Source organism: Enterobacter sp. 22452 (assembly GCF_052045065.1).
Lineage (GTDB): Bacteria > Pseudomonadota > Gammaproteobacteria > Enterobacterales > Enterobacteriaceae > Enterobacter > Enterobacter mori.
This window is the reverse complement of record NZ_JBQEOB010000001.1, coordinates 966775-993045: the sequence shown is the minus strand read 5'-3', so window position 1 is coordinate 993045 and position 26271 is coordinate 966775. Positions and strand designations below refer to the sequence as shown.

Annotated in this window: 21 protein-coding genes; 14 read left to right on the top strand and 7 right to left on the bottom strand. The window is 53.7% G+C overall.

The window, feature by feature from the left end:
* Positions 1–196: 196 nt before the first annotated feature.
* Together ACTJJA_RS04810 and icd are read right to left on the bottom strand one after the other, a co-directional pair.
* Positions 197–442: a YmjA family protein gene (locus ACTJJA_RS04810; protein WP_172699260.1), complete on the bottom strand. Its 246-nt coding sequence runs from the start codon at positions 440–442 to the stop codon at positions 197–199.
* A gap of 134 nt (positions 443–576) precedes the next feature.
* On the bottom strand, positions 577–1827 hold the full coding sequence (gene icd, locus ACTJJA_RS04805; protein ID WP_063142859.1) for an NADP-dependent isocitrate dehydrogenase: 1251 nt from the start codon (positions 1825–1827) through the stop codon (positions 577–579).
* A 117-nt stretch (positions 1828–1944) separates the two neighbouring features.
* On the opposite strand from icd, the gene rluE reads away from it, so the two are divergent.
* The 5 genes from rluE to purB are packed head-to-tail and all read left to right on the top strand — an operon-like array spanning position 1945 to position 6281.
* Positions 1945–2598 carry a 23S rRNA pseudouridine(2457) synthase RluE gene (gene rluE, locus ACTJJA_RS04800; RefSeq protein WP_010430011.1) on the top strand — a complete coding sequence of 218 codons (654 nt, stop codon included), beginning with the start codon at positions 1945–1947 and terminating at the stop codon, positions 2596–2598.
* Between the two features lie 9 nt (positions 2599–2607).
* Positions 2608–3081, top strand: coding sequence for an NUDIX hydrolase (locus tag ACTJJA_RS04795; RefSeq protein ID WP_089599908.1), 474 nt, complete (start codon positions 2608–2610; stop codon positions 3079–3081).
* A 40-nt stretch (positions 3082–3121) separates the two neighbouring features.
* Positions 3122–4234 carry a tRNA 2-thiouridine(34) synthase MnmA gene (gene mnmA, locus ACTJJA_RS04790; RefSeq protein ID WP_440666474.1) on the top strand — a complete coding sequence of 371 codons (1113 nt, stop codon included), beginning with the start codon at positions 3122–3124 and terminating at the stop codon, positions 4232–4234.
* Positions 4235–4261: 27 nt separating this feature from the next.
* Positions 4262–4891 carry a high frequency lysogenization protein HflD gene (gene hflD / locus ACTJJA_RS04785; protein WP_010430005.1) on the top strand — a complete coding sequence of 210 codons (630 nt, stop codon included), beginning with the start codon at positions 4262–4264 and terminating at the stop codon, positions 4889–4891.
* A 19-nt stretch (positions 4892–4910) separates the two neighbouring features.
* Positions 4911–6281 (top strand): adenylosuccinate lyase, encoded by a 1371-nt coding sequence (gene purB, locus ACTJJA_RS04780; protein WP_120158893.1) that lies wholly within the window; start codon positions 4911–4913, stop codon positions 6279–6281.
* 634 nt (positions 6282–6915) lie between these two features.
* Here purB and ACTJJA_RS04775 read toward each other — a convergent pair.
* Entirely contained in the window at positions 6916–8103 is a 1188-nt protein-coding gene (locus tag ACTJJA_RS04775; RefSeq protein ID WP_440666471.1) for an OmpP1/FadL family transporter, read from the bottom strand.
* A 59-nt stretch (positions 8104–8162) separates the two neighbouring features.
* Positions 8163–9788, bottom strand: a complete 1626-nt coding sequence (locus ACTJJA_RS04770; RefSeq protein ID WP_440666469.1) for a mechanosensitive ion channel family protein — start codon at positions 9786–9788, stop codon at positions 8163–8165.
* A 614-nt stretch (positions 9789–10402) separates the two neighbouring features.
* Here ACTJJA_RS04770 and ACTJJA_RS04765 point away from each other — a divergent pair.
* From ACTJJA_RS04765 to ACTJJA_RS04725, 9 genes are all read left to right on the top strand, one after another.
* A complete protein-coding gene (locus ACTJJA_RS04765) occupies positions 10403–11995 on the top strand; it encodes an arylsulfatase (RefSeq protein ID WP_440666467.1) in 1593 nt (530 codons plus the stop codon).
* Between the two features lie 81 nt (positions 11996–12076).
* Positions 12077–13372, top strand: coding sequence for an anaerobic sulfatase maturase (locus ACTJJA_RS04760; RefSeq protein ID WP_440666465.1), 1296 nt, complete (start codon positions 12077–12079; stop codon positions 13370–13372).
* A complete protein-coding gene (locus ACTJJA_RS04755) occupies positions 13369–14373 on the top strand; it encodes an AAA family ATPase (protein WP_253898618.1) in 1005 nt (334 codons plus the stop codon). The genes ACTJJA_RS04760 and ACTJJA_RS04755 overlap by 4 nt, the downstream gene beginning before the upstream one ends.
* Positions 14373–15278 carry a DUF58 domain-containing protein gene (locus ACTJJA_RS04750; protein WP_440666463.1) on the top strand — a complete coding sequence of 302 codons (906 nt, stop codon included), beginning with the start codon at positions 14373–14375 and terminating at the stop codon, positions 15276–15278. Before ACTJJA_RS04755 ends, ACTJJA_RS04750 begins: the two co-directional genes overlap by 1 nt.
* Positions 15279–15719 (top strand): DUF4381 domain-containing protein, encoded by a 441-nt coding sequence (locus tag ACTJJA_RS04745; protein WP_440666461.1) that lies wholly within the window; start codon positions 15279–15281, stop codon positions 15717–15719.
* Positions 15712–16689: a VWA domain-containing protein gene (locus tag ACTJJA_RS04740; RefSeq protein ID WP_440666459.1), complete on the top strand. Its 978-nt coding sequence runs from the start codon at positions 15712–15714 to the stop codon at positions 16687–16689. The genes ACTJJA_RS04745 and ACTJJA_RS04740 overlap by 8 nt, the downstream gene beginning before the upstream one ends.
* Entirely contained in the window at positions 16686–18200 is a 1515-nt protein-coding gene (locus ACTJJA_RS04735; protein ID WP_440666457.1) for a vWA domain-containing protein, read from the top strand. Before ACTJJA_RS04740 ends, ACTJJA_RS04735 begins: the two co-directional genes overlap by 4 nt.
* Complete coding sequence (locus ACTJJA_RS04730; RefSeq protein WP_440666455.1) at positions 18197–19210, top strand: oxygen tolerance domain protein; 1014 nt, start codon at positions 18197–18199, stop codon at positions 19208–19210. Before ACTJJA_RS04735 ends, ACTJJA_RS04730 begins: the two co-directional genes overlap by 4 nt.
* Positions 19207–20208 carry an HAD family hydrolase gene (locus tag ACTJJA_RS04725; protein WP_440666453.1) on the top strand — a complete coding sequence of 334 codons (1002 nt, stop codon included), beginning with the start codon at positions 19207–19209 and terminating at the stop codon, positions 20206–20208. The genes ACTJJA_RS04730 and ACTJJA_RS04725 overlap by 4 nt, the downstream gene beginning before the upstream one ends.
* Positions 20209–20491: 283 nt before the next feature.
* Here ACTJJA_RS04725 and ACTJJA_RS04720 read toward each other — a convergent pair whose 3' ends face one another.
* Genes ACTJJA_RS04720 through ACTJJA_RS04710 form a run of 3 tightly spaced genes read right to left on the bottom strand, consistent with a single transcriptional unit; the run spans position 20492 to position 26243 of the window.
* Positions 20492–21640: a pyocin knob domain-containing S74 family peptidase gene (locus ACTJJA_RS04720; RefSeq protein ID WP_440666451.1), complete on the bottom strand. Its 1149-nt coding sequence runs from the start codon at positions 21638–21640 to the stop codon at positions 20492–20494.
* Positions 21641–21700: 60 nt separating this feature from the next.
* On the bottom strand, positions 21701–22666 hold the full coding sequence (locus ACTJJA_RS04715; RefSeq protein WP_440666449.1) for a DUF6453 family protein: 966 nt from the start codon (positions 22664–22666) through the stop codon (positions 21701–21703).
* 1 nt (position 22667) lies between these two features.
* On the bottom strand, positions 22668–26243 hold the full coding sequence (locus ACTJJA_RS04710; protein ID WP_440666447.1) for a host specificity protein J: 3576 nt from the start codon (positions 26241–26243) through the stop codon (positions 22668–22670).
* Positions 26244–26271 lie beyond the last annotated feature (28 nt).

The window sequence follows — 26271 nt, the reverse complement described above, 5'->3', positions numbered from 1 at the left end:
CCACCAGTATTGGTTTTAAGCTGGAAGTATTCACGGAATAAGATTCCTGAAGCATTGATAAATGGCTAACGCACTAAAAAATGCGTTAGCAAGCATGCATATTCAGGAAGTTAATTATCGGGAATTAATATCTTCCGACATCAAAACATTAATAGATGACGTTGGCATGCAACACTCATGCAGACAGTACCCGGCGTTACTCGTTGCCCCACTGGTTAAGGAAGTTCGCAACATCATCTATACGCATCGTGCGGATCCCTGCTGTGCTGGCCATCTCTTGCTGGGCTTCTTCGCTGATCTCCTCGTTATTTGCCAAACGGGTAAGCAACAGCTGGAAATAATGTGCCAGGCCGTCACGCTCAGAGTCGCTCACAGCTTCAGCCGATTCCGTCGAGTATTCATCGACGATGTCATAAAATTTAAGTGGGATTTCGTTGTTCATAATCATTCTTGAGTCTGACAGTTAAAGAGGATTGTAGCGAGTATATCCCCTGACCAAAGCCTGGAGTCAACGTCACAAAGGCAAAAAAAACGGGAACCCTCAGGCCCCCGCTCTTGTTTAACCCAGAATCTGGATTACATATTCGCGATAATCGCGTCGCCAAACTCTGAACATTTCAGCAGCTTAGCGCCTTCCATCAGACGTTCGAAATCGTAAGTGACGGTTTTCGCGTTAATCGCGCCTTCCATACCTTTAACGATCAGGTCTGCGGCTTCGAACCATTCCATATGACGCAGCATCATCTCTGCGGACAGAATAATTGAGCCTGGGTTCACTTTGTCCTGGCCTGCGTATTTAGGCGCAGTACCGTGGGTAGCTTCAAACAGGGCGCACTCGTCACCGATGTTCGCGCCTGGGGCGATACCGATACCGCCAACCTGCGCTGCCAGGGCGTCAGAGATGTAGTCACCGTTCAGGTTCATACAGGCAATTACGTCGTATTCAGCAGGACGCAGCAGGATCTGCTGCAGGAACGCATCGGCGATCACATCTTTAATGATGATCTCTTTGCCGGTGTTCGGGTTCTTGATCTTCTGCCATGGGCCGCCGTCGATCAGCTCACCGCCGAACTCTTCGGTCGCCAACTGGTAGCCCCAGTCTTTGAACGCGCCTTCGGTGAACTTCATGATGTTGCCTTTGTGAACCAGGGTCACAGAGTCACGGTCGTTGGTGATCGCGTATTCGATGGCCGCACGCACCAGACGCTTAGTACCGTCTTCAGAGCATGGCTTGATGCCGATACCGCAATGCTCAGGGAAGCGAATTTTCTTCACGCCCATTTCTTCGCGCAGGAATTTAATCACTTTTTCTGCGTCAGCAGAGTCCGCTTTCCATTCGATACCCGCGTAGATGTCTTCTGAGTTTTCGCGGAAGATAACCATGTCGGTCAGTTCAGGGTGCTTAACCGGGCTTGGGGTGCCCTGATAGTAACGAACCGGACGCAGACACACGTACAGGTCCAGCTCCTGACGCAGCGCCACGTTCAGGGAACGGATACCGCCGCCAACTGGCGTCGTCAGTGGGCCTTTAATAGCAACGCGGTAGTCGCGGATCAGGTCCAGCGTTTCTGCTGGCAGCCAGACGTCCTGGCCATAAACTTGAGTCGATTTCTCACCGGTGTAAATTTCCATCCAGGAAATTTTACGCTCGCCTTTGTAGGCTTTCTCAACAGCGGCATCAACCACTTTCAGCATTGCCGGGGTAACGTCTACACCGATACCGTCGCCTTCAATGAACGGGATAATCGGATTGTGAGGAACGTTAATCTTGCCGTTTTGCAGGGTGATCTTTTTACCTTCCGCCGGAACAACTACTTTGCTTTCCATTAACCTCTCCTTCGAGCGCTTCTGGTTGTTACTGATCTTATGTTAATAAATTGTAATGAGCCCTTCGATAGTACCTGAATGTCCGACGCCATGAAAGGTCTTCGTTATTAGGCTATAATGCGGCAATTGATAACGCCTGAAAATACCATGAAGAAAACTTCTTTTACAAAACACCGGGTTGAGCGATTCAGCTCGCGACAAGCCACCAGAAGACCGCAAGAAACCCAGCCGACGCGGGTGATTCTGTTCAATAAACCCTACGATGTTTTGCCGCAGTTCACCGACGAGGCCGGGCGCAGCACGCTGAAGGACTACATCCCCGTGCAGGGTGTTTACGCCGCCGGACGACTGGACCGCGACAGCGAAGGGCTACTGGTCTTAACCAACGACGGCGCATTGCAGGCAAAGCTCACGCAACCGGGTAAACGTACCGGGAAAATTTACTTTGTGCAGGTTGAAGGCGAACCGGATGACGCGACGCTGGCGACGTTGCGCAGCGGCGTGACGTTAAATGACGGTCCCACCCTGCCCGCGGGTATTGAGCGCGTGAATGAGCCGGAATGGCTATGGCCGCGCAACCCGCCGATTCGTGAACGTAAATCCATTCCGACAAGCTGGCTTAAAATCACCCTTTACGAAGGCCGCAACCGTCAGGTTCGCCGGATGACGGCACACGTTGGCTTCCCTACCCTGCGTCTGATTCGCTACGCCATGGGCAGCTACACGCTGGATTCACTGGCGAATGGCGAATGGCGGGACGCTGTCCCTTAAGGAGAAACGATGTTCAAACCTCATGTTACGGTCGCCTGTGTGGTTCACGCCCAGGGCAAATTCCTTGTTGTTGAAGAGAGCATCAACGGCAAAGCGCTGTGGAACCAGCCTGCCGGGCATCTTGAAGCCAATGAAACCCTCCTCCAGGCAGCGAAGCGTGAGCTGTGGGAAGAGACCGGCATTCACGCTGAGCCTCAGCATTTCATCCGCATGCACCAGTGGATCGCGCCCGATAGCACCCCCTTCCTGCGTTTTTTATTCACCGTTGAGCTTAGCGAAACGTGCGCCACTGAACCGCACGATGACGATATCGATCGCTGCCTGTGGGTGACCGCCGACGAGATCCTGAACGCGCCAAACCTGCGCTCGCCGCTGGTTGCGGAAAGCATCCGCTGCTGGCAGTCTGCTGTTCGCCTGCCGCTGGATGTCATTGGAGAATTTAACTGGCCGTTTACAGAGGGTGTCAACGGTGGGGGGGCGTGATAGAATACGCCGCCTTGAAGTTCAATGTCGTGAGTATTCCATGTCAGATAATAGCCAGAAAAAAGTGATCGTCGGCATGTCCGGCGGTGTCGATTCCTCCGTTTCCGCCTACCTGTTACAGCAACAGGGCTATAAGGTGGAGGGCCTGTTCATGAAGAACTGGGAGGAAGATGATGGTGAGGAATATTGCACTGCCGCTGCGGATCTCGCCGATGCGCAGGCCGTGTGCGACAAGCTTGGCATTGAACTGCACACCGTAAACTTTGCGGCGGAATACTGGGACAACGTCTTTGAACTGTTCCTGGAAGAGTACAAAGCGGGCCGCACGCCGAACCCCGATATTCTCTGCAACAAAGAGATCAAATTCAAAGCCTTCCTGGAATTCGCCGCAGAAGATTTGGGCGCAGACTACATTGCGACCGGTCACTACGTGCGTCGTGCAGACGTGAATGGCAAAAGCCAGCTCCTGCGCGGTCTGGACGGCAATAAAGATCAGAGCTACTTCCTTTACACGCTGAGCCACGAACAGATTGCCCAAAGCCTGTTCCCGGTCGGCGAGCTGGAAAAGCCGGAAGTGCGTAAAATCGCCGAAGAGCTGGATCTTATCACCGCCAAGAAAAAAGACTCCACCGGCATCTGCTTCATCGGTGAGCGCAAATTCCGCGATTTCCTGGGACGTTACCTGCCGGCACAGCCGGGTAAAATTGTCACCGTCGACGGTGAAGAGATTGGCCAGCATCAGGGTCTGATGTACCACACGCTCGGCCAGCGTAAAGGTCTGGGTATCGGCGGGACCAAAGAAGGTAGTGAAGATCCGTGGTACGTCGTCGACAAAGATGTTGAAAACAACATTCTGGTTGTCGCCCAGGGCCACGATCATCCGCGTCTTATGTCCATTGGGCTTATCGCGCAGCAGCTGCACTGGGTCGATCGCGAGCCGCTGAAAGGCACGCTCCGCTGCACGGTGAAAACACGCTACCGTCAGACCGATATTCCCTGCACCATTACCGCGCTTGATGACGATCGCATTGACGTGCGTTTCGACGAGCCGGTCGCAGCCGTCACCCCGGGTCAGTCCGCTGTCTTCTACAGCGGTGAGATCTGCCTGGGAGGCGGGATCATTGAACAGCGCCTGCCGCTGCCTGCTGTTTAATACGATTGCACACATAAAGGAGACCGTGTGGCGAAGAACTACTATGACATCACCCTGGCGCTGGCGGGAATTTGTCAGTCAGCCCGTCTGGTGCAACAGCTGGCGCATCAGGGTCACTGCGACGCCGATGCCCTGCACGTTTCACTTAACAGCGTTATCGATCTCAACCCGGGCTCTACGCTGGGTGTTTTCGGCGGCAGTGAAGCCAATCTTCGTCTCGGTCTTGAAACCCTGCTCGGCGTGCTCAATGCCAGCAACCGTCAGGGGTTAAACGCGGAGTTAACCCGCTACACGTTAAGCCTGATGGTACTGGAACGTAAGCTGAACGCCGCAAAAGGCGCAATGAATACGCTGGGCGATCGCATTGCCGGGCTGCAGCGTCAGCTCGATCATTTTGACCTGCAGTCGGAAACGCTGTTGAGCGCGATGGCGGGGATTTATGTCGACGTCATCAGCCCGCTAGGCCCGCGCATTCAGGTCACCGGCTCTCCTGCGGTACTGCAAAGCCCACAGGTTCAGGCGAAGGTTCGCGCCTCGCTGCTGGCAGGCATCCGCGCCGCCGTGCTGTGGCATCAGGTCGGCGGAGGCCGCCTGCAGTTAATGTTTTCTCGTAATCGCCTGACCACTCAGGCAAAACAAATTCTTGCTCATTGTTAACCTCCCGGAGTTGCGAATTATGGAATTATCCTCACTGACCGCCGTATCCCCTGTCGATGGACGCTACGGCGATAAAGTCAGCGCGCTGCGCGGGATCTTCAGCGAATATGGTTTGCTGAAGTTCCGTGTTCAGGTTGAAGTACGCTGGCTGCAGAAGCTGGCCGCCCAGGCAGCAATCAAGGAAGTTCCTGCTTTTGACGAAAAGGCAAACGATTACCTTGATAAAATCGTTGCTGACTTCAATGAAGAAGATGCTGCGCGCATTAAGACCATTGAACGCACCACCAACCACGATGTGAAGGCGGTTGAGTATTTCCTGAAAGAGAAAGTGGAAAGCGTTCCTGCCCTGCACGCCGTGTCGGAATTCATTCACTTTGCCTGTACCTCTGAAGACATCAATAACCTGTCTCACGCGCTGATGCTCTCCACCGCGCGCAAAGAAGTCGTGCTGCCATACTGGCGTAAAATCATCGACGCGGTGAAAGCGCTATCTGTGGAATATCGCGACATTCCGCTGCTTTCCCGTACCCACGGCCAGCCAGCTACCCCATCTACCATGGGTAAAGAGATGGCGAACGTGGCATACCGTATGGAGCGTCAGTATCGTCAGCTGGAACAGGTTGAGATCCTCGGCAAAATCAACGGTGCCGTTGGCAACTATAACGCCCACATCGCCGCTTATCCGGAAGTGGACTGGCACCAGTTCAGCGAAGAGTTCGTGACCTCTCTGGGCATTCAGTGGAACCCATACACCACCCAGATCGAGCCGCACGACTACATCGCGGAACTGTTTGACTGCATCGCCCGCTTCAACACCATCCTGATCGACTTCGATCGTGACGTGTGGGGCTACATCGCGCTGAACCACTTCAAACAGAAAACCATCGCCGGTGAAATCGGTTCGTCCACCATGCCGCACAAAGTGAACCCGATTGACTTCGAAAACTCCGAAGGCAACCTGGGCCTGGCGAACGCCATGCTGCAGCATATGGCGAGCAAACTGCCGGTTTCCCGCTGGCAACGTGACCTGACCGACTCCACCGTACTGCGTAACCTCGGCGTAGGCATTGGCTACGCGCTGATCGCCTATCAGTCCACCCTGAAAGGCGTGAGCAAACTGGAAGTGAACCGCGATCGTCTGCTGGACGAACTGGATCACAACTGGGAAGTGCTGGCGGAGCCAATCCAGACCGTGATGCGCCGTTACGGCATTGAAAAACCATACGAGAAGCTGAAAGAGCTGACCCGTGGCAAACGCGTGGACGCTGAAGGCATGAAGCAGTTTATCGACGGTCTGGAACTGCCGGAGGACGAGAAAACGCGTCTCAAGGCGATGACCCCGGCGAACTACATTGGTCGCGCCGTCACTATGGTTGACGAGCTGAAGTAACTCTCCTCTCCCCCTTTTCGCCCGAAAAGGGGGATGCTTTTCCCCGGTTTAGTCAATGTTTATCACCACAACAACATAATCAGCGTTAGACTGCACAGCTAAAATCACAACAGTCTCAATAACAACAACTTAGTTATATTTCAAAGACTTAATCAAATCCCTATACGGACATTATCGGACAATAAAGGCCGATTTAGTGCCCCAAAACACGCCCCCAGCGCAAATTTGCCCCCAAATTTGCCCCCAAATTTTCACCAGCCCCCCTTCTCATTCCGCATCCATTTTTTGCTACCACTAGAAATTTTTCATACGGCATATTATTGACACGCCATAAATTATCTCTCCCTGTATCCTGTCAAGGCCGTTCTCGATTAGTCGACATGCCTGTGGCCATTGCTCTACCGGATAAAGATTCAACGCTGCAGTATATGAGTGGTAGCCCTGAGTTGATCTCACGGCTATCACTGGCGACACACAAACAAATCTGAAAGTCTGCTTTGAGCGAGAAGCGGACATTCCTACCTTAGGCTTGCTTACGTAAGTAAGGAGGGAACTGGTATGAAAAATATTGTTCTAGAAAAACTATATGAAAGAATATCCACACAAGATCATACCTTTTTACCCAGTAGCGCCATTAGAATTGATAACTATAATTTATATTGGCAAACCATAAATATGGGTTGCTGTAACCACCACTGTAGAGAGTCGGTGACTGAACGTGCGATGATTGCATATGCAAGTAAGATACGGCGACGCCAATATTGCTCTGCGGCGTAATCTGATACTGTGCCCCTGTGGCAAAACGCCATTCATCGCCAGTAGGTAATGTAAGTGCAACATTACTTTGAGAGTTATATATGGTGCTGTCATATGCAACACCTGCGTTGAGGCGCCATTGTTCAGAAGGGCGATACTGAACTCCAAGGGCGGTATGCCAAGAATCCTTCAGTCGGCTCTTTTTATCCAGTTCCTGGCCTGTCACCGTAATCTGCGGGGCGCCAAACTGGCTCCAGTCTTGCCAACCAAGATCGCCCATGACCGACCATTGTTTATTAATATCATGCACCAGGCTTAACATTATTTGCTGAGGTGCTCGTACTTGCGCTGAGATAGGAAGCTCATACTCAACGTTGGGTAAATTTGGGAAGCGAGCTTTACCATCAATATCAAAATCGTATTCGGTCTTACTTGTCCATGCGATACCCACCCGAGTCAGATCGGTCAGTTGCATAAGCAAGCCCAGGCGATAGCTCATTGCCCAGTCGTGATCCTTTTCCTTTTCATCGTTATCATTAACATTACGTGTTAATGACAGGAACCCGTAGTTTATATTTACCGAACCACCGACAGACACTCTGTCGCTTAATTTGTAAGCCAATGAAGGACTGAGCGTCATCGCAACCATGGTACTTTTCTTGATCAACCTGTCCCCTGCCCAGTTACCAAAATCAATCCCCAGACCGTAGTTGCCGTAAATTCCCATACCAGCATAGAAATCATCATTGAGTTTCTGCGCATAGAACGCGCTGGCATTCGGGAAAAAGCCCATGATATCCCCAGGGCTCTTACGTCCTGACTCATTGTCCAGTGAATACGACACATCGCCATCCATAGCCTGGATTCCTCCCGTAAACATATGGTTTGGCAACCGGGTCATCCCTGCGGGGTTGGTTACAATGGTAGACGCATCCTGCGCGCGTGCGGCCTGTCCAGCACCTGCAAGAGCTGTATCTTCTGTGCCAATTTCATAGAAGTAGAGTGCGCTCGCCTGGGTGGTCTGTGAAATAACAAGCCCAAAGAAAACCAGTATCAATTTTTTCATGTATCACCTATCAATTTACATTACGAAATGCTGTTCCCTTGCCGAAAGGCTGAAATCAATTATGCCTTTTCATTTTTATTACCATCAGGAGGAAAAGCTGGAGCCGAGTACCAATTCTCTTTTGCAACAGTGACGGAACCCTCAGGTTGCATGACAAAATTCGGCGACATAATTTGCACGTTGAACTCGTTAAACACATCCTGAATATGGCTATAAAGTTCGTTGCGTGCTGCCGCTAATGATTGACCGGGTATTAGGCGTACCTGTAATTCATAGGCGATATACCAGTCCATCAAACTAAGCTGGCGTACCAGCGGAGGTTGATCCTGGTCGATTCCCAGTGCTCGCCTGGCTGCAAGCTCTAGCAGAGCATGAACCTGCCGCCACGGTGTGTCATAACCGATAGTCACGCTAACCGTCAGATTGATGCCGCCGCCATCATTCTGTGCGCTCAGGTTGGTAATTTTGCCACTCACTACTACCGCATTCGGCACCGTGACCACGTAATTTTCGCGGGTAATGATCTTGGTGGCCAGCATGCCAATTTCACTCACCAGCCCTTCGTTATCGGCCACGCGAATCACATCCCCTTTTCGTAACGCGCGGGAATAAATCAGCACCAGCCCACTCATCGCGTGGTTCATCACCCCGGCAGAACCCAAGGTCAGCATCAGACCAAAAAAGACGCTGACACCTTTAAACGCTAATGAATTGGCTCCCGGTAGGAAGGGATATGCCGCAGAGAGCGCAAAAAGCCAGACCACCACAGAGATGAGTTTACGGGTTGCACCAACCGTTTCCGGATGAATACCTGGTAGCTGTAAACGCCCTTCCGCCACCTGGTTAAGTACCACTTTAAGCAATTTCAAAATGAACGCGGTGAGAAGGAAAATAATCAGTACTATCATCAACCCTGGCAGGGCAGAAACTATTGAGAGCGCAATCTCCTGGAGGGCACGCACGAACCAATCCCCCAGGGAAGCGCCCCAGACGCGAGTCCAGGGAAACAAGCCGAATGCCCAGCTTAACCAAGCATAGAGCGCCATGATGCCAAGTAAAATGGTCAATAGCGCATAAAATCGCGTTTCGATAGCGCCAATGAAGCGTCGCCAGCTCTGGGGGATCCAGCTTCTGTTCTCCCGAATCCGGCGGCGATACAGACGTTTCACCCAGCGCCATGACCGATAAGATCCATACCAAAATGCGACCAGGGCAAGCAAACCAGCCGTAGATTTCACCGCAGAAAGCGCCAGCCATCGACTATTATACTGGTCACGTAATGCCGTTCTCTGTGCCTCCATTCGCGCCAGAACTCGATTCGCAGCCTCATCAAGCGTGAGATCGTCCCCCTCATCAAGATCGCCCTGGGTCAATAACATCACAGGCTTGCCGTTCATCACAATGAGTTTGCCGGGTTGGTTATAACGCATGACTGGCACAAGTTTAAGCGGCTCCTGAACGTCCTCCTGAGTGAAATTCCGCAGTGTATTTCTAATGCGTAAAACCCGTTCTTCCGGAGTCGTAAGGCCAAATTTAGCCTGTAGCATGACGATCGGCTGATGGAAGATATATACCGTACGAGCACGCTCTTGTGGCGTAGGCTCCTGACGAGGTTCGGCGGCATGTGAGATGAAACTGGTTATCGTGAATAGGCCCGCCAGAAAAACGATCAGAAATCGATTCATTTCTACCCTCAACCCACGGAATTATTATTTTTTAAATAGTCCACTGACTATTTATCTTCAACAGCTGAGCATAGACCAGCCTTTTACTTCTGCGATGGCCTGGCAGGATATATTCTTCCCCAACGGTACAGAAATGCCCTCATCAACAAATGGATGTGACTTACTCACTCCAGGAATGATAGTAGAATCTTATAAACATTTTCATTCAGGCAGTGTTTATACTCAGCCATACGCATTACGTATAAAATAAGATAATCTCATAAATTAATCGTTTCAGCATCAATACACAAAATTTTCTTATTAGTTTGCGTTAGTGAAGACTCGGTTTTCCCTTTCTTTTTTCCATGGTTTTCAACTGCTTTCTTCTGGTTAGATAATGAGCCATGGCTAACTCATTATTTATTATTAAACTTTTTTTCTTTAGATATCGTTATCAAATTGAACTAGTCTTTTTTCCCGAAGATTTCCCTAAAATTGTTCGCCTTAGAATGCCGGACTTTTGGTTACCCATCGTAAACATTCGAACAGAACCTATTAATTTTATTCAGAAAAAGAATGAAATATTTTTCTCCTGGCTATACTCAATTTGCCATCCTAAAAACTGGAGTTTCCCCATGCAAAAAAGTGTCCCCTTTAGAAGGACGATGATTGCCAGTGTGCTGACATTAGCAGCTGGCGCTGTGTCCACTGTTCATGCTGCACCTGCAACATCAAACGCAGCGGAAAATGCGCCAAAACAAGATTCATCAAAACCTAATATCGTCGTCATTTTTGGTGATGACATCGGCTACTGGAACCTGAGTACCTATAATCAGGGCACCATGGGCTATAAAACCCCGAATATCGACAGCATTGCTGCTGAAGGTGCCAAGTTCACTTCCTATTACGCTGAGCAAAGCTCTACCGCAGGCCGTTCTTCTTTCATTACCGGGCAGATGCCGTTCCGTACCGGGATGAGTAAAGTCGGGATGCCGGGTGCGCCGCAGGGTCTACAAAAAGAAGACCCGACCATTGCGAACATCCTGAAACAACTCGGTTATGCCACCGGCCAGTTTGGTAAGAACCACCTCGGCGATCGTGATGAATTCCTGCCGACCGCGCACGGTTTCGATGAGTTCATGGGTAACCTTTACCATCTGAACGCGGAAGAAGAGCCGGAGAACCCGGACTACCCGAAAGATCCTGCTTTCCGCAAAGAGTTTGGCCCGCGCGGCGTGATTAAGAGCACCGCCGACGGCAAGATTGAAGATACCGGCCCGCTTACCGTTGAGCGTATGAAAACCGTGGACGAAGAAACGCTGGCGGCCAACAACGACTTCATGGAACGTCAGGTTAAAGCCGGTAAGCCGTTCTTTACCTGGTTCAACACCACCCGTATGCACAATAAAACCCACCTGAAAGACGGGAGCATTGGCGCTACGGGTCTCGGTACCTACGCTGACGGCATGGTGGAACATGACAAGATGATTGGCGAAGTGCTGCAGAAAATTAAAGATCTCGGCATCGAAGACAATACCATTCTCGTCTATACCACAGACAACGGCCCGATGACGGCCACCTGGCCAGATGCCGGCGAAACGCCGTTCCGCGGCGAGAAGAACACCGGCTGGGAAGGCGGTTTCCGCGTACCGGCGATGATTCGTTGGCCGGGCCACGTTACACCGGGCACCATCATTGACGGCATTTTCGGCAGTAACGACTGGTTCCCGACGCTGGTCGCCGCTGCGGGTGATGCCAACATTAAAAATGAGCTGTTAAAAGGTTACAAAACGCCGTCCATTACCTACAAGGTTCACCTGGATGGCTACAACCAGCTCGACTATCTCCAGGGCAAAGGCCCTAACCAGCGTAAAGAGTTCTTCTACTGGAGCGATGACGGCGACCTGCTGGCAATGCGCTACGACCGTTGGAAAGTTCACTTTATGATTCAGGAGCATACCGGTCTTGATTTGTGGAAATATCCGTTCACTAAACTGCGTACCCCGTTGATCTTCGACCTCGAAGCCGATCCGCTGGAAAAAGGCAGTGACGGTATGGGCTACAACTCCTGGTTCTACGACCGTCTGTTCCTGATGGGCGGCGCGCAGAAATACGCGAAAGAGATGCTGGCGACATTTAAAGAGTTCCCGCCGCGTCAGAAACCGGGTTCGTTCACCATTTCCGATGCTTCGGCGATGCTGGAACAGGGCTCTAATATCAATAAATAACCTAAGCCTCCGGGCAGGTTGTTCAGGCAGCCTGCCCGTTTTTTGAAGAGTCGTGACGTTTTCTTGTTAGGGGTCTGCTTTATGAAGTACAGCACCACACTACCGGTTAAAGCGCTTCCGTCGGCGGAAAAATATGACGGCAAAGGACCGGAATACAAGCGCCGTTTTCATGTGATGGCCAAGCCCACCGGCTCGACCTGTAATCTTGATTGTTCCTACTGTTTTTACCTGCACAAAGAAGAGCTGCTTCATCAGGACAGACATACCGGCATGAGCGACGAGGTGCTGGAGAATTTTATTCGCCAATACATTGACGGCCAGGACGGCGACCAGGTGGTCTTTTCCTGGCAGGGCGGTGAACCCACACTGATGGGGTTGGAATTTTTCCAGAAGGTCGTCAAATTTCAAAAGCAGTATCAAAAGCCCGGTCAGCGCGTCGAAAACGACTTACAAACTAATGGCGTATTGCTGAATGACAAATGGGCTGAGTTTCTTAAAGAACATCAATTTCTGGTAGGCCTTTCCATTGATGGCCCGCGAGAACTGCATGACCGCTATCGCGTCACCCGTAGCGGCAAACCAACATTTGACAAAGTGATGACGGGCGTTGACGCCCTGAAGCGCCACGGAGTCCCGTTTAACGCGCTGGTCACAGTAAACCGCACCAACGCCCGTTTTCCGTTAGAAGTGTACCGTTTCGTCATACGTGAACTGGGCGCGACCTACGTGCAGTTTAACCCCTGCGTCGAACCGGTCGATTTTAAGCAAACCGCGCCACAGTTCTGGCAGGATGACACCATTCCGATCACTGGTAGCCGACGCGCACGCCCCGGCGATCTTGATTCTATCGTCACCGACTGGTCGGTAGACCCTGAAGACTGGGGCAAGTTTCTGATTGCCGTGTTTGAAGAGTGGGTCAATAACGATCTGGGCCGCGTACAGGTCAATCTGTTTGAAACGGCGGTCGCCCAGACTATGGGGATGCCTGCGCAGATTTGTACCCATTCCGAATTCTGCGGAAAGGGGTTGGCGATTGAGAAAAATGGCGACATTTTTTCCTGCGATCACTACGTCTATCCGGAATACCAGATTGGCAATATTGAACACGCCCAGCTGTCGCACCTGGCTTTTTCCGAACGGCAGAAAGCCTTCGGCATGGGCAAGCGCGACATGCTGCCCAGCTACTGCAAAACCTGCCCCTATCTGAAGCTGTGCTGGGGCGAATGCCCGAAAAACCGCATTGTGCGCGCACCGGATGGCGAGCTGGGGCTGAACTATCTTTGCCCGGGCATCAAAGCCTTTTTCAACTATGCCGAGCCGATTCTGGTGGGCATCACAACCCTAATCAAACGTGATTTTGCAGGGCTACGCCGATGATAAATCGAGAAAAGTTATTGCAGCTTGAACAACGGATGAACGAACAGGTTCTTGGTCAGGAAGAGCTGGTACGCATGTTGATAATCGCCCTGCTCTGCGACGGACACGTGCTGCTGGAAGGGTTACCGGGGCTGGCGAAAACCCGCGCCGTGCGCGAACTTGCACGCCACGTTGAGGGGGATTATCGTCGTATTCAGTTCACGCCAGATCTTCTGCCTTCAGACATCACCGGCAGCGAAATTTATCAGCAAAACGCCGCCCGCGAAGAAGATCAGTTTCGCTTTCGCCCCGGCCCGGTGTTCGGCAATATCATCCTTGCCGATGAAATCAACCGCGCCTCGGCCCGCGTGCAGTCCGCACTGCTGGAAGCGATGGAAGAGCGTCACGTCACCGTGGCGGGCAACAGCTGGCCTCTGCCCGGCGTTTTTATGGTCCTCGCCACGCAAAACCCGGTGGATCAGGAGGGCACCTGGCCGCTGCCGGAAGCCCAGCTGGACCGTTTTTTGATGAAGGTGCTGGTGCACTACCCGTCAAAAGAAAACGAACAGAAAGTCATGCAGCTGGTGCGTGCCGAGCAGCAGAAAAAATATCAACAGCTGACCAACGCCGCATCATCTGCACCTGAACAACCCGATCCGCTGATGCTGAGTCAGCAGGAAATTGCCGAATGCTGGCAGGCCATCTCTGCCATACACGTCTCCTCTACGGTCGAAAACTATATCGTCAACCTGGTGGATTTAAGCCGCCATCCGCAGTCGGTGAGCGATACGCTGGCCGGTTATCTGTCGTTTGGCATCAGTCCCCGCGGTACGCTGGCGCTGGAGCGCTGCGGCCGGGCGCAGGCCTGGCTGGAAGGCCGTGACGCGGTACTGCCAGAAGACATTAAAAAGATAGCCCCGGCCGTGTTGCGTCACCGCCTGATGCTCAGCTACCAGGCCAGCGCCGACAACTGCACGCCGGACGATGCCGTGCGGATGCTGCTTGACGCCGTGGTGGCATAATGAGCAGCGCCGTTCGCGTTGACCGCGATACGCTGCTGAAGCTTGCCGCTGATGCGCGAGCCATCGCCAATCCTCCCGGGCAGATCCCGCCGGGCGCGCTCGGCGGAGAACGCACGTCTCGCCAGCAGGGGCGCGGACTGAACTTTGATAGCCTGCGTCGCTACCAGCCCGGCGACGACGTCCGGCTGATCGACTGGCAGGCCACTGCCCGCATGCGCACCCCGTGGATCCGCCTGTATAACGAAGAAAAAGAGCGCCCTGTATTTTTACTGGTCGATCAGCGACGGGATATGTTCTTTTCGACGCGGGTCCAGACAAAATCCGTCGCAGCGGCAAAAACAGCCGGGCTGCTGGCCTGGCGTAGCTGGCACGATGGCGATCGTTTAGGGGGCATCGTTTTTGGCGACCGGGACTTTTCCCTGCGAAAATGCCGTGCGCCAAACGCTACGCTGCCCGCGCTTCTCGACGATGTCGTGCAGTACAACCACGCCGTGGCGGACAACTATCCGCATGAAGCCCCCCATTCACTTTCGCTGGCGGACATCCTGCGCCACAGCCTACCGGTGATTCCCACCGGCTGCTGGGTGGCATTAATCAGCGACTTTCACGATCTGGATAACGAGTGCGATGCGCTGCTGGCGGCGCTGCGCCGTCGGGGGGAAGTGAGCGCGTTCGTGATGCTCGACGATCTGCATTTACGCCTGCCTGCGCACGGGCGACTGGCCGCACGCTATGAAGGGCAAGAGGCGGCATTTTCGCTCTCGCCCGCGCTACAGGACGGCATCAAACAGAGCATCACCGCACGACTTTCGGCACAGGCGTCGCGCCTCTCGCGGCTTGGCGTCCAGGTGAAGCAGATTGTCGTCGCCGGAGATCTACTCCGACAGCTACAAAAAGGGGGTTAGATGCTGGAGAAAGGATTTACGGTACCCGAACTGGCGGAACCGGCTCTCCCCGATTCGCCGTCATGGTTTCCCCTGCCGCCGGGATGGTTTGCCCTGGGCTGCATCATCCTGGTTGTGCTGCTGATTTTCTTCATCATTCGCCTCGCCAGATGGCGGCGTAACCTATGGCGTCGTCAGGCCCTGACGGCTCTTACTCAGCCGCAAACGGTAGACAGCTGGCTGCTGCTGGTGAAACGCGTTTTGCTGGTGCATCAGCCGCGGGAACAGGTGAGCGGCGCGCTGGATCCAGCCCAATGGTTGCAGAACGTCCCGCTGGATGACGTGCTGCGCCAGCATCTTTGCGAACGCTACTGTCAGCCAGAAAACCAGCTGAGCGATGCCGATACCGCGCGGCTGCGTATGCAGCTTCGCACCTGGTTTGAGGGATTACCCCATGTCTGAATACCTCTCACGACTGGCCTTTGCCTGGCCGTGGGCCTGGCTACTGCTCCTCCTGCCGCTGGCAGGCCGCTTTGCGATGGCCAAAGAGCGCTCGCTGAAAGAGTATGTCCGGGTGCCTTTTTTACCTGGGTTGATTAATGAACTCCAGCTCAACAGCCAGCCTGCCCGTGGCGGAAAGCTATCCACCGGGCTGTTCTGGTTGGTCTGGGCGCTGCTGGTCTGCGCGCTTGCCCGCCCGGAATTACTCACCCCACCGCAGCATATTGAAAAACCGATGCGCAACATCATGCTGATTCTGGACGTTTCCGGCTCCATGGAGAAAAACGACGTTGCGGGCGGTATTACCCGGCTACAGGCGGTGCAGGAGTCGGTTAAAAAATTCGTGGCGGCCCGCAAATCTGACCGCATTGGTTTAGTTATCTTTGCCAACAGCGCCTGGCCCTTCGCGCCGGTCAGCGAAGACAAACAGGCGCTGGAAACCCGTATCAACCAGCTTGCACCGGGCATGGCAGGGCAACAGACGGCGATTGGCGACGCGCTGGGCGTGACGGTGAAGCTGCTGGATTCCAGTGGCAACAATGACGCCAGCAAACTCGCTATTCTTCTGACCGACGGTAACGATACCGCCTCACAGCTGACCCCGCGCCTCGCCGCGCAGCTGGCGGCCAGCCATCACGTACAGGTCCACACCATCGCATTTGGCGACGTGAACAGTGGCGGCGATGACAAAGTGGATTTAGGTCTTTTACAGGACATCGCCCATACCACCGGTGGGCGCGCGTGGACGGCGCAGAACAGCGGGGCATCGCTGGATGCGGTCTGGCAAGAGATTGACGCCATAACGCCTGTGCAGGTGAAAAGCATCGGCTGGTCATGGCGTATACCACTGTTTGCCTGGCCGCTGGCCGCCGCGCTGATTTTACTGCTGACCTTCAATCTGTATCGCGCGTTCAGGGAGAGAATGGTATGAGTGATTTCCACTTTTTATACCCCTGGCGTTTACTGCTGCTGATCCCCGCCATCGCACTGTGGTGGTTACCCTCCGCCGGGCGTAGCGCCTGGTCGCGGATTATGGATAAGCCGCTGGCGAAAGCGCTGATTGTCGGACGGCAGCACAAACTCAGCCGGGCGTTGCCATGGCTGGCGATGCTTGGCGTTATCGCGCTGGCCGGTCCTAGCTGGCAGCGTCAGCTTCCCGCCGCCCTGACGCCGGAAAGCAACGTGATGGTCATTTTGCAACAGGATACCGCGATGTTTGCCAGCGACCTGCCTCCCAGCCGACATCAGCGGATGCAGACCAAAATCATGTCACTGATGGAGCGTATGCCGGGTACCCGTTTTGGCCTGGTGGTCTATAACGCCGGGGCCTGGCTGACGACCCCGCTGACCGTCGACACGGCGTTTTACTCGCAGTTCCTGCATGCACAAACGCCAGCATTATTACCCTCTGGCGAAGGTTCGGGATTACAGCATGCGGTCTCGCTGGCGCTGCACAATATGCCCGCCGCGCCGCGTAGCATTATCCTGGTTGCCGATAATCTCAGCCCGGAAGACGCAAAGTGGCTGGGTGAACAGAAAACGCCAATCCAAATCTGGGTGCCGGGAACCGCTCAGGGGGGGGCGTTACCCGAGAAATATGCCGCCAGCGGTACCGATACGCGACTGAACGTTTCGCGCTTTGAACAGGTACGTGACGAAGGCATCCCGGTCACGCTGGTGACCGCCGATGATGACGACCTGCCTGTAGTGCAGAGTCACATCCAGCAAAGCGTCACCGCGCAGAACAATGCGCGCAGCGATTTACACTGGCGTAACGATGGCTGGATGCTGGCGATCCCAATACTTGCCTTGCTGTTTTTCTTGCGACGCCAGCTTTTCTGCTGGGTCTTAGTCGCGCCGCTGTTGTTCTGGCAGCCTTACGGGCACGCCGCCTGGCTGGATGCCTGGATAAGCCCGGATGTACAAGGGCAGCGCGCATTTGCCGCCGGGGATTACACCCGTGCGGCCCAGCATTATAGCGATCCGCTACGGCAGGGCATTGCATGGTATCGGGCGGGCAATTATCCCGCCGCCACCGCCGCATTCCGCCAGGCCCAACAAACTCCGGAAACCCTGCTCTGGATCGGCAATAGCTATGCCCAGCAAAAACAGTGGCAACAGGCGCTGAACAGCTACGACCGGGCGTTAAGCCTGCGCCCGGACTGGAAGCTGGCGCAGGGCAACCGTACGAAGATCGCCGCGATCATCATGCAGCTGCGGCAAAAAGAGCGCGAGAATAAGTCTGCGCAGAGTGAGGAAGAAGATTACAAACCGGATGAAATCAAACATGACCTGAAGTCCCACCAAGGGGCGGAGCAAAAGGATATTCAGCCTATTGCCGGAGGCAATCCTCAGGTGAATCAGTGGTATGAAAATCTGGCCGTTTCACCTTCAGGGCTGCTGGAAAGCCTCTACCGCACTCAGCCTGGAGAAGATCAATGAAGCTTATCTGGTTATTACTGTTGGCGGTGCTTCCCTGCCAGGCGGCAATGACGGTCACCCGCGAACTGATTGCCCCCGAGCACGTTGTTCCGGGCCAGCCGGTACGCGTAGCGGTGACGTTCTGGACCGATTCTTGGTTTAACCCACCGCCGCAGTGGCCCGGCTTCCCGATAGAAAATGGCGATATGTTGACCGGCACTTCACCGAATCAGCTCCTGACCCGTCACGAAGGCGTCACCAGTTGGAGCGGCATACGCATGGAACGCCAGCTCACTGCCTGGGATCAGGGCAAGCTCGGTTTACCGGCCTTCGAAATGACGTTAACCGCCTCCGGGCAAGCGCCCGTGACGGTTAAACTGCCGGCGCTGGAAACGCAGGTCAACTGGCCACAGGGTGTTGAACAGCCTGACCGTTTCCTGCCCGCCGCCAGCCTCTCGCTCAGCCAAAAAGTGAATATTTACCGCAGCGGTGAAGATCAAACGCTGCGCGCTGGAGACGTTATCGAACGCGTGGTCACCGCCCGTGCTACCGATGTGATGCCCGCCCAGATCCCTCCGCTGCTTTACGCGATTAACGGAACACATACCCAGAGGCTGACGCCAGAAAACCGTCTCGTCACTTCAGGGCGCGGTGATATTGAAGGCGCAGAACGGGTGGAAACCCTTCGTTATCTGCCAGTTGTGGCAGGTGAAGTCACGCTGCCGCCGATTAAATTGCGCTGGTGGGATACCACCCATCAGCAGTGGAAAACCGCGGAGCTGCCCGGCAGCAAGTATACCGTTGCCGCATCGCGTACCGCCGGTGCGGAATCGGCGTTAAAAGGCAGCCGCGACGCCTTCACCTGGCTGAGCGCGCTTCTGCTGGCGAGTGGACTCGGGTTACTCGTGCTGATGTTCATTTTCCGCCGCACTTTACTGCGTAGCGCGCGTTACTTATCTCACCGCTGGCGCCGATTCTGGCAACCACTTTCGCTTCCGGGACAAACCCCGGATAACAGGAGTTCACGATGAAGAGTACGTTAATCGCACTGACATTATGCGCCTTCTGCGGCACCGCCACGGCAGAACCGCTCTCTGCATGGAACGATACGGCGGCCAAACGCGCCATCGAGGAATGGGTACAAAACACCACTAACCCAGACAGCCCAACGTTTATTCCCACCAAAAAGCGCTACGTCGTATTTGATAATGACGGCACCCTGTGGCCGGAAGCGCCGCTGACGTTTCAGATTAAGTTCGCGCTGGATGAGGTCAAACGTCTGGCCCCGAAAAATCCAGGGTGGTCAAGAGACCCACTGGTGCAGGCCGTATTAAAAGACGACATCAAAACCGTCGCAGCTTCCGGTGAAAAAGGGCTTATGCACCTGTTGTCGCTCACGCACAGCGGCATGACAACGGATGACTTTAATCAGCGTGTCGCCAACTGGGTTTCATCGCATAAAGATGCACGTTTTGGCTGCCAGTACGACCAGATGGGCTACCAGCCGATGCTCCAGCTGCTGGATTACCTGCGAGCAAACGGCTTTAAAACCTGGATTGTCTCCGGCGGCGGTATCGATTTTATGCGCGTACTGTCGCAAAAGATGTACGGTATTCCGCCTGAACAGGTGATCGGCTCGTTCTCGCTCGGCGAATTCGCGTTATCCGGCGATGGGACAAAAATTACCAAGACGATGTCAGGGGCCTTCAATGACGATGCGGCTAATAAGCCCGTAGCGATCCACCTTTTCATGGGTCAGCGTCCCGTGGGCGCATTTGGCAATAGCGATGGCGATCTCGCCATGTTGCAGTACACGGCGGCCAATCCGGACGCAAAAACCTTCGGTCTACTGGTACATCATACGGATGCCGCGCGTGAATACGCCTATGATAGTCATCCACCCGCCAGTGGAAAACTGGTTGCAGGATTAACGCAGGCAAAAGCGCATGGCTGGACCGTGGTTGATATGAAGCAAGACTGGAAGACCGTGTTTGACCCAACACTGTGCGTGACAAAACCCGGATCGTAGGATTTTTTAAGCTTGCAACCAAGCAAAAAATCAGAGCTAAAGATTGTTGAATTAATGATAAGTTAATTCAACATGCTGAAGTACTGGTTGATTGCTTTCAAGAAGCCTGGTGAATAAATAGTATAATCAGGCTTATTTACCAGATGGTGTATTAATCGGCACTGTGTAATTAAAATTCAAGATTTCTCCAATGTCCGCTTCTGGCACAGAGCGGACTTTCAGCTTAGGTTAAGCCCTGTGCAGCAACAGTACCAGATCAAGTTTGTACTAATACAGATACAGCTTACTGAACTGAAACCTTAGTGGCGCCCTGTTCTTCCAAAACCCTGACACGGATTGTCAGGGCCTTGATTGCTGCCAGCGCATCGAGCAACATTGGCGTCTGATCAAGATGCAGTATGCCACCTATTTCTTTCACATATTCGGGATCAATCGTTTCAATCTGCTGAGATATCACCCCGCGTCGTGGGGTCTGCGTTTCATCATCCTTAAAAGTGAAGTGCTTGAATTCCATCCTGCAGATATTAAGCAGCGCCTCTTCCAGATCGAGGTCATCACCGATGTTTTTCATAGTTCTATCAGACACCGCTGAAGTCATGATCTCCTTCCACGGGCTCCAGGCATTGGTGTTGTAACCCCTGAAAAAAAATCGTCCAGCATCAGTTTGGCTTGGATATGGCAAACAAAACTGCGTTAGCGCTACGTCGGCAATACGAACATAATTTTGAACATACCCATACCAACTTGAGATAGGTCCTGAGGTTGATTTCGACATATCCAAAAGTAAACGATAAGTTCCTGGCTCTGTAAGGCTGTTGAAGTTTGTCCCATCAGGAGCAACTGCCGAGTCTGTTTTGAATACCCTGGCATCACCAGTAGGTAATCCAAATGCTCCCACTTGCATGACGTTCCCGACTGCCGTTCCGACGTCCTTCGTAGCGCTACTTCCTAAACCGAGGTTTGTGCGAGCGTCTTCCACCTTCGTTGCCCCGGTCCCGCCGTCAGCGATTGCAAGCGCACCGTTGCTCCCTTTCTGCGCCAGTTTGCCGATGCCGGGGATCGTTACAGGGGTGCCATTGATGGTAACTGTGATGCTCTGGTTTGCTGAGGTGGTGGCGAACGTCTCCCACGCGCCAATATTCTCGTCATACTCTTTGATGAGCTGTGACATGGCCTGTGCCAGGCCGTCGACCGAGATATTGTCCGACACAAGGATTCCATACTTCTGGCCGCTCAGCGCCGGGGAAGCGGCAGGCGTTACCGTCATTGACGTGCCGCTGTTCACGGCTGAAATCTGGAACATCTGCACTGGGTTAGACATGACGATAATCGTCTGGCCAGCGCGAACCTGGCTGGCGGGTGCCGTCCAGTTCGTGCCGGTGCCGGTTGCGGTGTTTCCGTTAATGGCGATGGTGCCAGTGTTATAATGCATATTTTCTCCAGGCAATAAAAAACCCCGCCGGAGCGAGGTTGATTTAATTAGGCAGTGTATTCAGACGTACATATCGGGCAGAACAGGAAGGCTGAGCGACGTCACCGTGTTATTACCGAAAATGGCATATTGCTCACGACCAAGATATTTTCCGCCCTGAACTGAAGCGCTGCCGTTCTGTATTTTTATTCCGAACATTCGATACACATACATGCCATTGACCATATGTACCATCAGACCAAACCTGCCGAGCGGAACATACCCGCTGCCGATATTCACGGCGCTTGTTGAAGGTGTCCAGAGTTGATTGAGATATACGAAAGGCCGTCTTGTTGTTGAAAACGTGCAGGCCCCTGCAGCATTAAAAATATTGAGGCCGGTACCAGGCTGCGGCGCTACGCCACTGGCAAAAATAACGATGTCTATCGTGCCGGTTGCGGGGGCATCATCGTTCGTGGACGGAGGGCTGAAGAATCTGACCGTGTAACCGTCGAAGTCAATCGTGTTACCGCTATTACAGCGCCCGAAAACGACGTACTCCGACTTGTCGTATCCTGCTATAGTGGGAACCGCCCATCCTCCGGTCGGAACACTTACGGTACCCTTCCAGATACACTGCCCTGACTGCGTGGCATTGGTTATCGAGGTGAAGTCAGTACTGTCGCTGATGAACAGGCCAACCCCACTTCGCTGACCTGTCGGGAATATCTGCCAGACACTACCGGGAAAGGTATAGGTACTATCCCTCTCACTTATACCCAGCGCCTGCATCCTCGAATTTTGCGTAACCCTCCCACCAGAGATAGTGACGGAATTCATTTTATGCCACAGCCCTGAATCAACATAGGCAGTCGCATGCGGTATAAACAGCACCTGCGCTCCTGAAACATAACCGGCAATATCCGCGTATTTTGCTTTCTGGTAGCCACTGTCAAAACTGGCCCCATACGACGGACATCTCAGGCCCGCCGTTATCTCCATACGCTTTCCGCCGTCATTCAGTTCTATCAATAATCCTGTCGGCATCTTATGTCCATGTCCCCAGTACAATCCGGCCACCACCCGGTATATTGATGGTTACGCCATTACCATTGATAACCGTTGTGTTGCCGGAGCCATTGAAAGAAAAATTACCGTTTGTGGCGTAAATCGAACCACGAACGGTCACGTTGTTGAACGTCGCGTAGCCTGACTTGTTGATGTGCCAGCCAACGTTCCCCGTGCCGTCCCAGGTTGTGGACTGGATGTAGCTGCCGATTTTGGTGTTGTCGATAGTCCCTTCACCAATCACAGTATTTCGGATAAAGGTCTGCCCGTTCTGAATCACGAACGGAAGCGTAACGGTCGCTCCTGCCTGGTGCGTTACCGCGAAGCGGTCAGCCAGGAAGATAACCTGCGACTGCATCCCGGATGGCGTATTCTCCACGCCGATCCCCATCCCCGCCGCGTAATACTGGCCGTTGCTGGATAACCCGACCTTAATGCTGTACATCGCCTTCAGGTCGCCGTTGACGTTCGCAATGGCCTGCGCATTGGTGGTGATCCCAGAAGTGTGGCCATTAACGGTCGCCGTGATGCTGTTTACCTGCGTGGCCATAGCCTGCTGGTAATCCGAGAACGTCTGATTCAGGTTGTTGATGGATGCTTTGTTGCCGTTAACGTCCGTCTGCAGGCTCAGCAGCGAGCGCGCGGTTGCTTCCTTCTCGTTAACGATAACCTCGTCAATACGGTCCAGCTGAGCGCTGTTACCGGCGACCGTTGCGGATAACCTTTTGCGTGTGGCCACCTGCGCCAGCCCGTTCTGGATAATGGCGATGGCTGAGTTCTTCACCCCCCCCGTCATGCCGTCCATGGATACGCTGATGCTGTCGATTCGCTGGCCCAGGGCGGCATCTTCTGTTGCTACCGTTTGCTCAAGCTGGCTGAGTGAAGACGAAACATCCCCGACCGTGCTGGAAAGCTCATTAACGCTGGTCTGTACCTTCCCAATGTTCTGGGCGTTTTGGGCGATATCCTTCGCCTGCAGCTCCAGTTCGTCATTGGCCTGTTTGATGTCATTAACCATGCCAGCAATTTTTTCATTGCTGTCGACGGCATTCTCAACCACATCCTTCAGTAGACCTGTTTCCTCCATCTCCTTGAGAATGGAATCGGTGATATCAGATACGTCCGTGCTCGACTGGCCAAATACCCACTCGGTCCAGTCGCTCTGATTGCCGAGGCGATCAACGAGCCTTGCCCGGTACCAGAACGATTTTCCGGCGAGCAGCCCCATTTGCTGATAGGACGATGAGGGATAAGGCACGTCTGCCAGTAGTAACGGAGAATCACCGTTCGCCGTGGCGCTGTAGTGTATTTCTGTCTTCTGCGTGTCCTGCGCCCCGGATGGAAATCCCCAGGAAATGCCGATCCCGAACACCAACGGCTGCGTGGCGAGATTCACGGGCATAGGTGGTTTTCCGACCTTACCCGTAAGCTCCGTCTCAGCTGACGTTGCCCAGAGGGATGCGATATCGAGCGCGTTAACCGCGCGGATTCGGACCACGTAGCGCCCGGAGTAAATTCCGTCGACCTCAAAGCGCGTGTTGCCGGTGCGCGGAACGTTAATCCAGTCGCCGTTGTTCTGACGCCACTGCGCCTCATAGGCAACGGCATTTTTGACGGTATCCCACGTAACAACCATCGTGGTGATGCCTATCCCCTGTTCAACGCGGTACACGCTTGAGAGCGTGATATTTTCCGGCATTCCCTGTCCGCGTGGCGGCACTACGCTGACGGGCCTGTCTTCAATAACCGCGCCGTCATCAACGCGCGGAAACTTGTTCGGATTGTAAGGCAGGCCGTTAATGGTGACCGTGTTATCCGAATTAACCATAATCCGCTTAACACGGAATAGCTGAATGGCTAAATCAGGCTGGTCAAGCACCCAGGCTGATTCAGCATTTGGGGTAACGCTGTACACTGTCTCAACGGTCACTGCGCGTCCGGAGACGCTTTTCACCTTTCTGCCTTCGGATTTGCCGGTGGGAAGGTTAACGATAAGCGTGTCCCCCGCTTTCGCAGTCGTAATACGGTCAAGCGTGACCTTCGTTCCAGAGGCTGCAGCTACGCGACCGCCGTTCTCGCGACCGGCCAGCGGGGCGTTACTGATGCCGACCACCTTGCCTATACGCGGGATGCGCCCTTCCATCCCTGTTTTAAACTCCACGCCATTGTCATCGCGGTTGGTTTCAATGGCGTAAAGCCCGTGCCGCTGCGCTTCTGATTCCCGCGTACACCCGATGCGGGACAGCTCTATGGTGTTAAAGCCGAACCGGTTAGAGACTTCCGGCACCCAGGCGCTGGCCTGATCGTCCTGATAGCCGTTGGCCGGGTTGCTGTAGGTGACGATTGCTGACGAGTAGTTCGTCTTTTCCGATGTGCTGGAGAAGTTAAACGCGCCCACGATATTCGACTTGTTGAACACAAAATCGGGGTCCAGCTCGCGGGGCATATCGGCGTCAACGGACAGAAGATTGTTGGACCAGCTGATCATCCCCCTGAAGATGTTCGCCAAATCCATCAGCACGGTCCATGCATCGGTACGCTGGGAAATGTACAAATCGCAGAGGTACCGCGCCTCTTTCCCGCCTGCACCGTCCGAAACCTGCGCATCGCAGTACTGTGCAATCTGGTACAGGGTCCATTTATCGACTAAATCTGCGGTGATCCGTTTTCCCAGACCGTATCGTTTGTTCAGCACCAGATCGTAAAAAATCCAGGCGGGGTTGTTTGTCCATGCCCACTTAAAGGTTCCGTCCCAGGTGCCGCTGTAGGTGCGGGTAACAGGATCGTAGTTCGCTGGTACGCGAACGATTATCCCCTTCATTTCCACGGTGACGTTTGGCGTTCTGCCGTCAAACAGCTTCGAATCAAACTGGATGAACAGCAGCGACGTGTGCGGATAGCGCAGCTTGGCATCGACAATATCGGTCATTGATTCAATGCGCGAAGTATCCGCATGCCGCCCATCAGTGGTATTTTCCGTCAGGCGTCGGACGCGGATTTGCCAGCCGGATGTCGCTGCCGGCAGGTCAATTCGATAGCTCCGTTCATACCCGGCTGCGGCAATGCCGTCCGCCTCATCCGTGCCGTATTCAACGTAGGAACCGCCATCGGTTGAAATATCGATAGCGAACGCTATCCGGTAGCCATCTTTCCCGCCGCTGTCGCGCAGTTTATAAACCCCGTTCGGAAATTTAAGCCGCAGGCGTACTGCAGAAAGCTGGGTGTTGTTAATGGATTTAACCCACGGCGTCCCGTATTTCAGCTCCGTGCCAACGCTGATTTCATTCTCTACTGCCGGGAAACCAGCAATATAATCCTGATCCACGGTGCCGCTGCGCCACTCCCACGTCACGCCAGGAAAGTTTTCATTGCCAGCATCATCAAGCAGTGGTGTACCATCGAGATAAATATCTTTACCGGTAAAGTCTCCTGCAGCTTCCCCCTCGGTCAGCGCCAGCAGAATTTTCATGTACGCTACGGAGGCGATCTCGGTACCGCGATTGCCGCCTTTATCACCGCCGCCACCGCCCCCTTTCGAACCCCTGATTACTGCCATATGCAAACTCCGGGCAAAAAAAACCCGC

Excerpts from the sequence above, each read along its gene's own strand:
- ACTJJA_RS04810 (WP_172699260.1), bottom strand. The coding sequence starts at position 442 with ATGAACAACGAAATCCCACTTAAATTTTATGACATCGTCGATGAATAC.
- icd (WP_063142859.1), bottom strand. The coding sequence starts at position 1,827 with ATGGAAAGCAAAGTAGTTGTTCCGGCGGAAGGTAAAAAGATCACCCTG.
- rluE (WP_010430011.1), top strand. The coding sequence starts at position 1,945 with ATGCGGCAATTGATAACGCCTGAAAATACCATGAAGAAAACTTCTTTT.
- ACTJJA_RS04795 (WP_089599908.1), top strand. The coding sequence starts at position 2,608 with ATGTTCAAACCTCATGTTACGGTCGCCTGTGTGGTTCACGCCCAGGGC.
- mnmA (WP_440666474.1), top strand. The coding sequence starts at position 3,122 with ATGTCAGATAATAGCCAGAAAAAAGTGATCGTCGGCATGTCCGGCGGT.
- purB (WP_120158893.1), top strand. The coding sequence starts at position 4,911 with ATGGAATTATCCTCACTGACCGCCGTATCCCCTGTCGATGGACGCTAC.
- ACTJJA_RS04775 (WP_440666471.1), bottom strand. The coding sequence starts at position 8,103 with ATGAAAAAATTGATACTGGTTTTCTTTGGGCTTGTTATTTCACAGACC.
- ACTJJA_RS04770 (WP_440666469.1), bottom strand. The coding sequence starts at position 9,788 with ATGAATCGATTTCTGATCGTTTTTCTGGCGGGCCTATTCACGATAACC.
- ACTJJA_RS04765 (WP_440666467.1), top strand. The coding sequence starts at position 10,403 with ATGCAAAAAAGTGTCCCCTTTAGAAGGACGATGATTGCCAGTGTGCTG.
- ACTJJA_RS04760 (WP_440666465.1), top strand. The coding sequence starts at position 12,077 with ATGAAGTACAGCACCACACTACCGGTTAAAGCGCTTCCGTCGGCGGAA.
- ACTJJA_RS04755 (WP_253898618.1), top strand. The coding sequence starts at position 13,369 with ATGATAAATCGAGAAAAGTTATTGCAGCTTGAACAACGGATGAACGAA.
- ACTJJA_RS04750 (WP_440666463.1), top strand. The coding sequence starts at position 14,373 with ATGAGCAGCGCCGTTCGCGTTGACCGCGATACGCTGCTGAAGCTTGCC.
- ACTJJA_RS04745 (WP_440666461.1), top strand. The coding sequence starts at position 15,279 with ATGCTGGAGAAAGGATTTACGGTACCCGAACTGGCGGAACCGGCTCTC.
- ACTJJA_RS04740 (WP_440666459.1), top strand. The coding sequence starts at position 15,712 with ATGTCTGAATACCTCTCACGACTGGCCTTTGCCTGGCCGTGGGCCTGG.
- ACTJJA_RS04735 (WP_440666457.1), top strand. The coding sequence starts at position 16,686 with ATGAGTGATTTCCACTTTTTATACCCCTGGCGTTTACTGCTGCTGATC.
- ACTJJA_RS04730 (WP_440666455.1), top strand. The coding sequence starts at position 18,197 with ATGAAGCTTATCTGGTTATTACTGTTGGCGGTGCTTCCCTGCCAGGCG.
- ACTJJA_RS04725 (WP_440666453.1), top strand. The coding sequence starts at position 19,207 with ATGAAGAGTACGTTAATCGCACTGACATTATGCGCCTTCTGCGGCACC.
- ACTJJA_RS04720 (WP_440666451.1), bottom strand. The coding sequence starts at position 21,640 with ATGCATTATAACACTGGCACCATCGCCATTAACGGAAACACCGCAACC.
- ACTJJA_RS04715 (WP_440666449.1), bottom strand. The coding sequence starts at position 22,666 with ATGCCGACAGGATTATTGATAGAACTGAATGACGGCGGAAAGCGTATG.
- ACTJJA_RS04710 (WP_440666447.1), bottom strand. The coding sequence starts at position 26,243 with ATGGCAGTAATCAGGGGTTCGAAAGGGGGCGGTGGCGGCGGTGATAAA.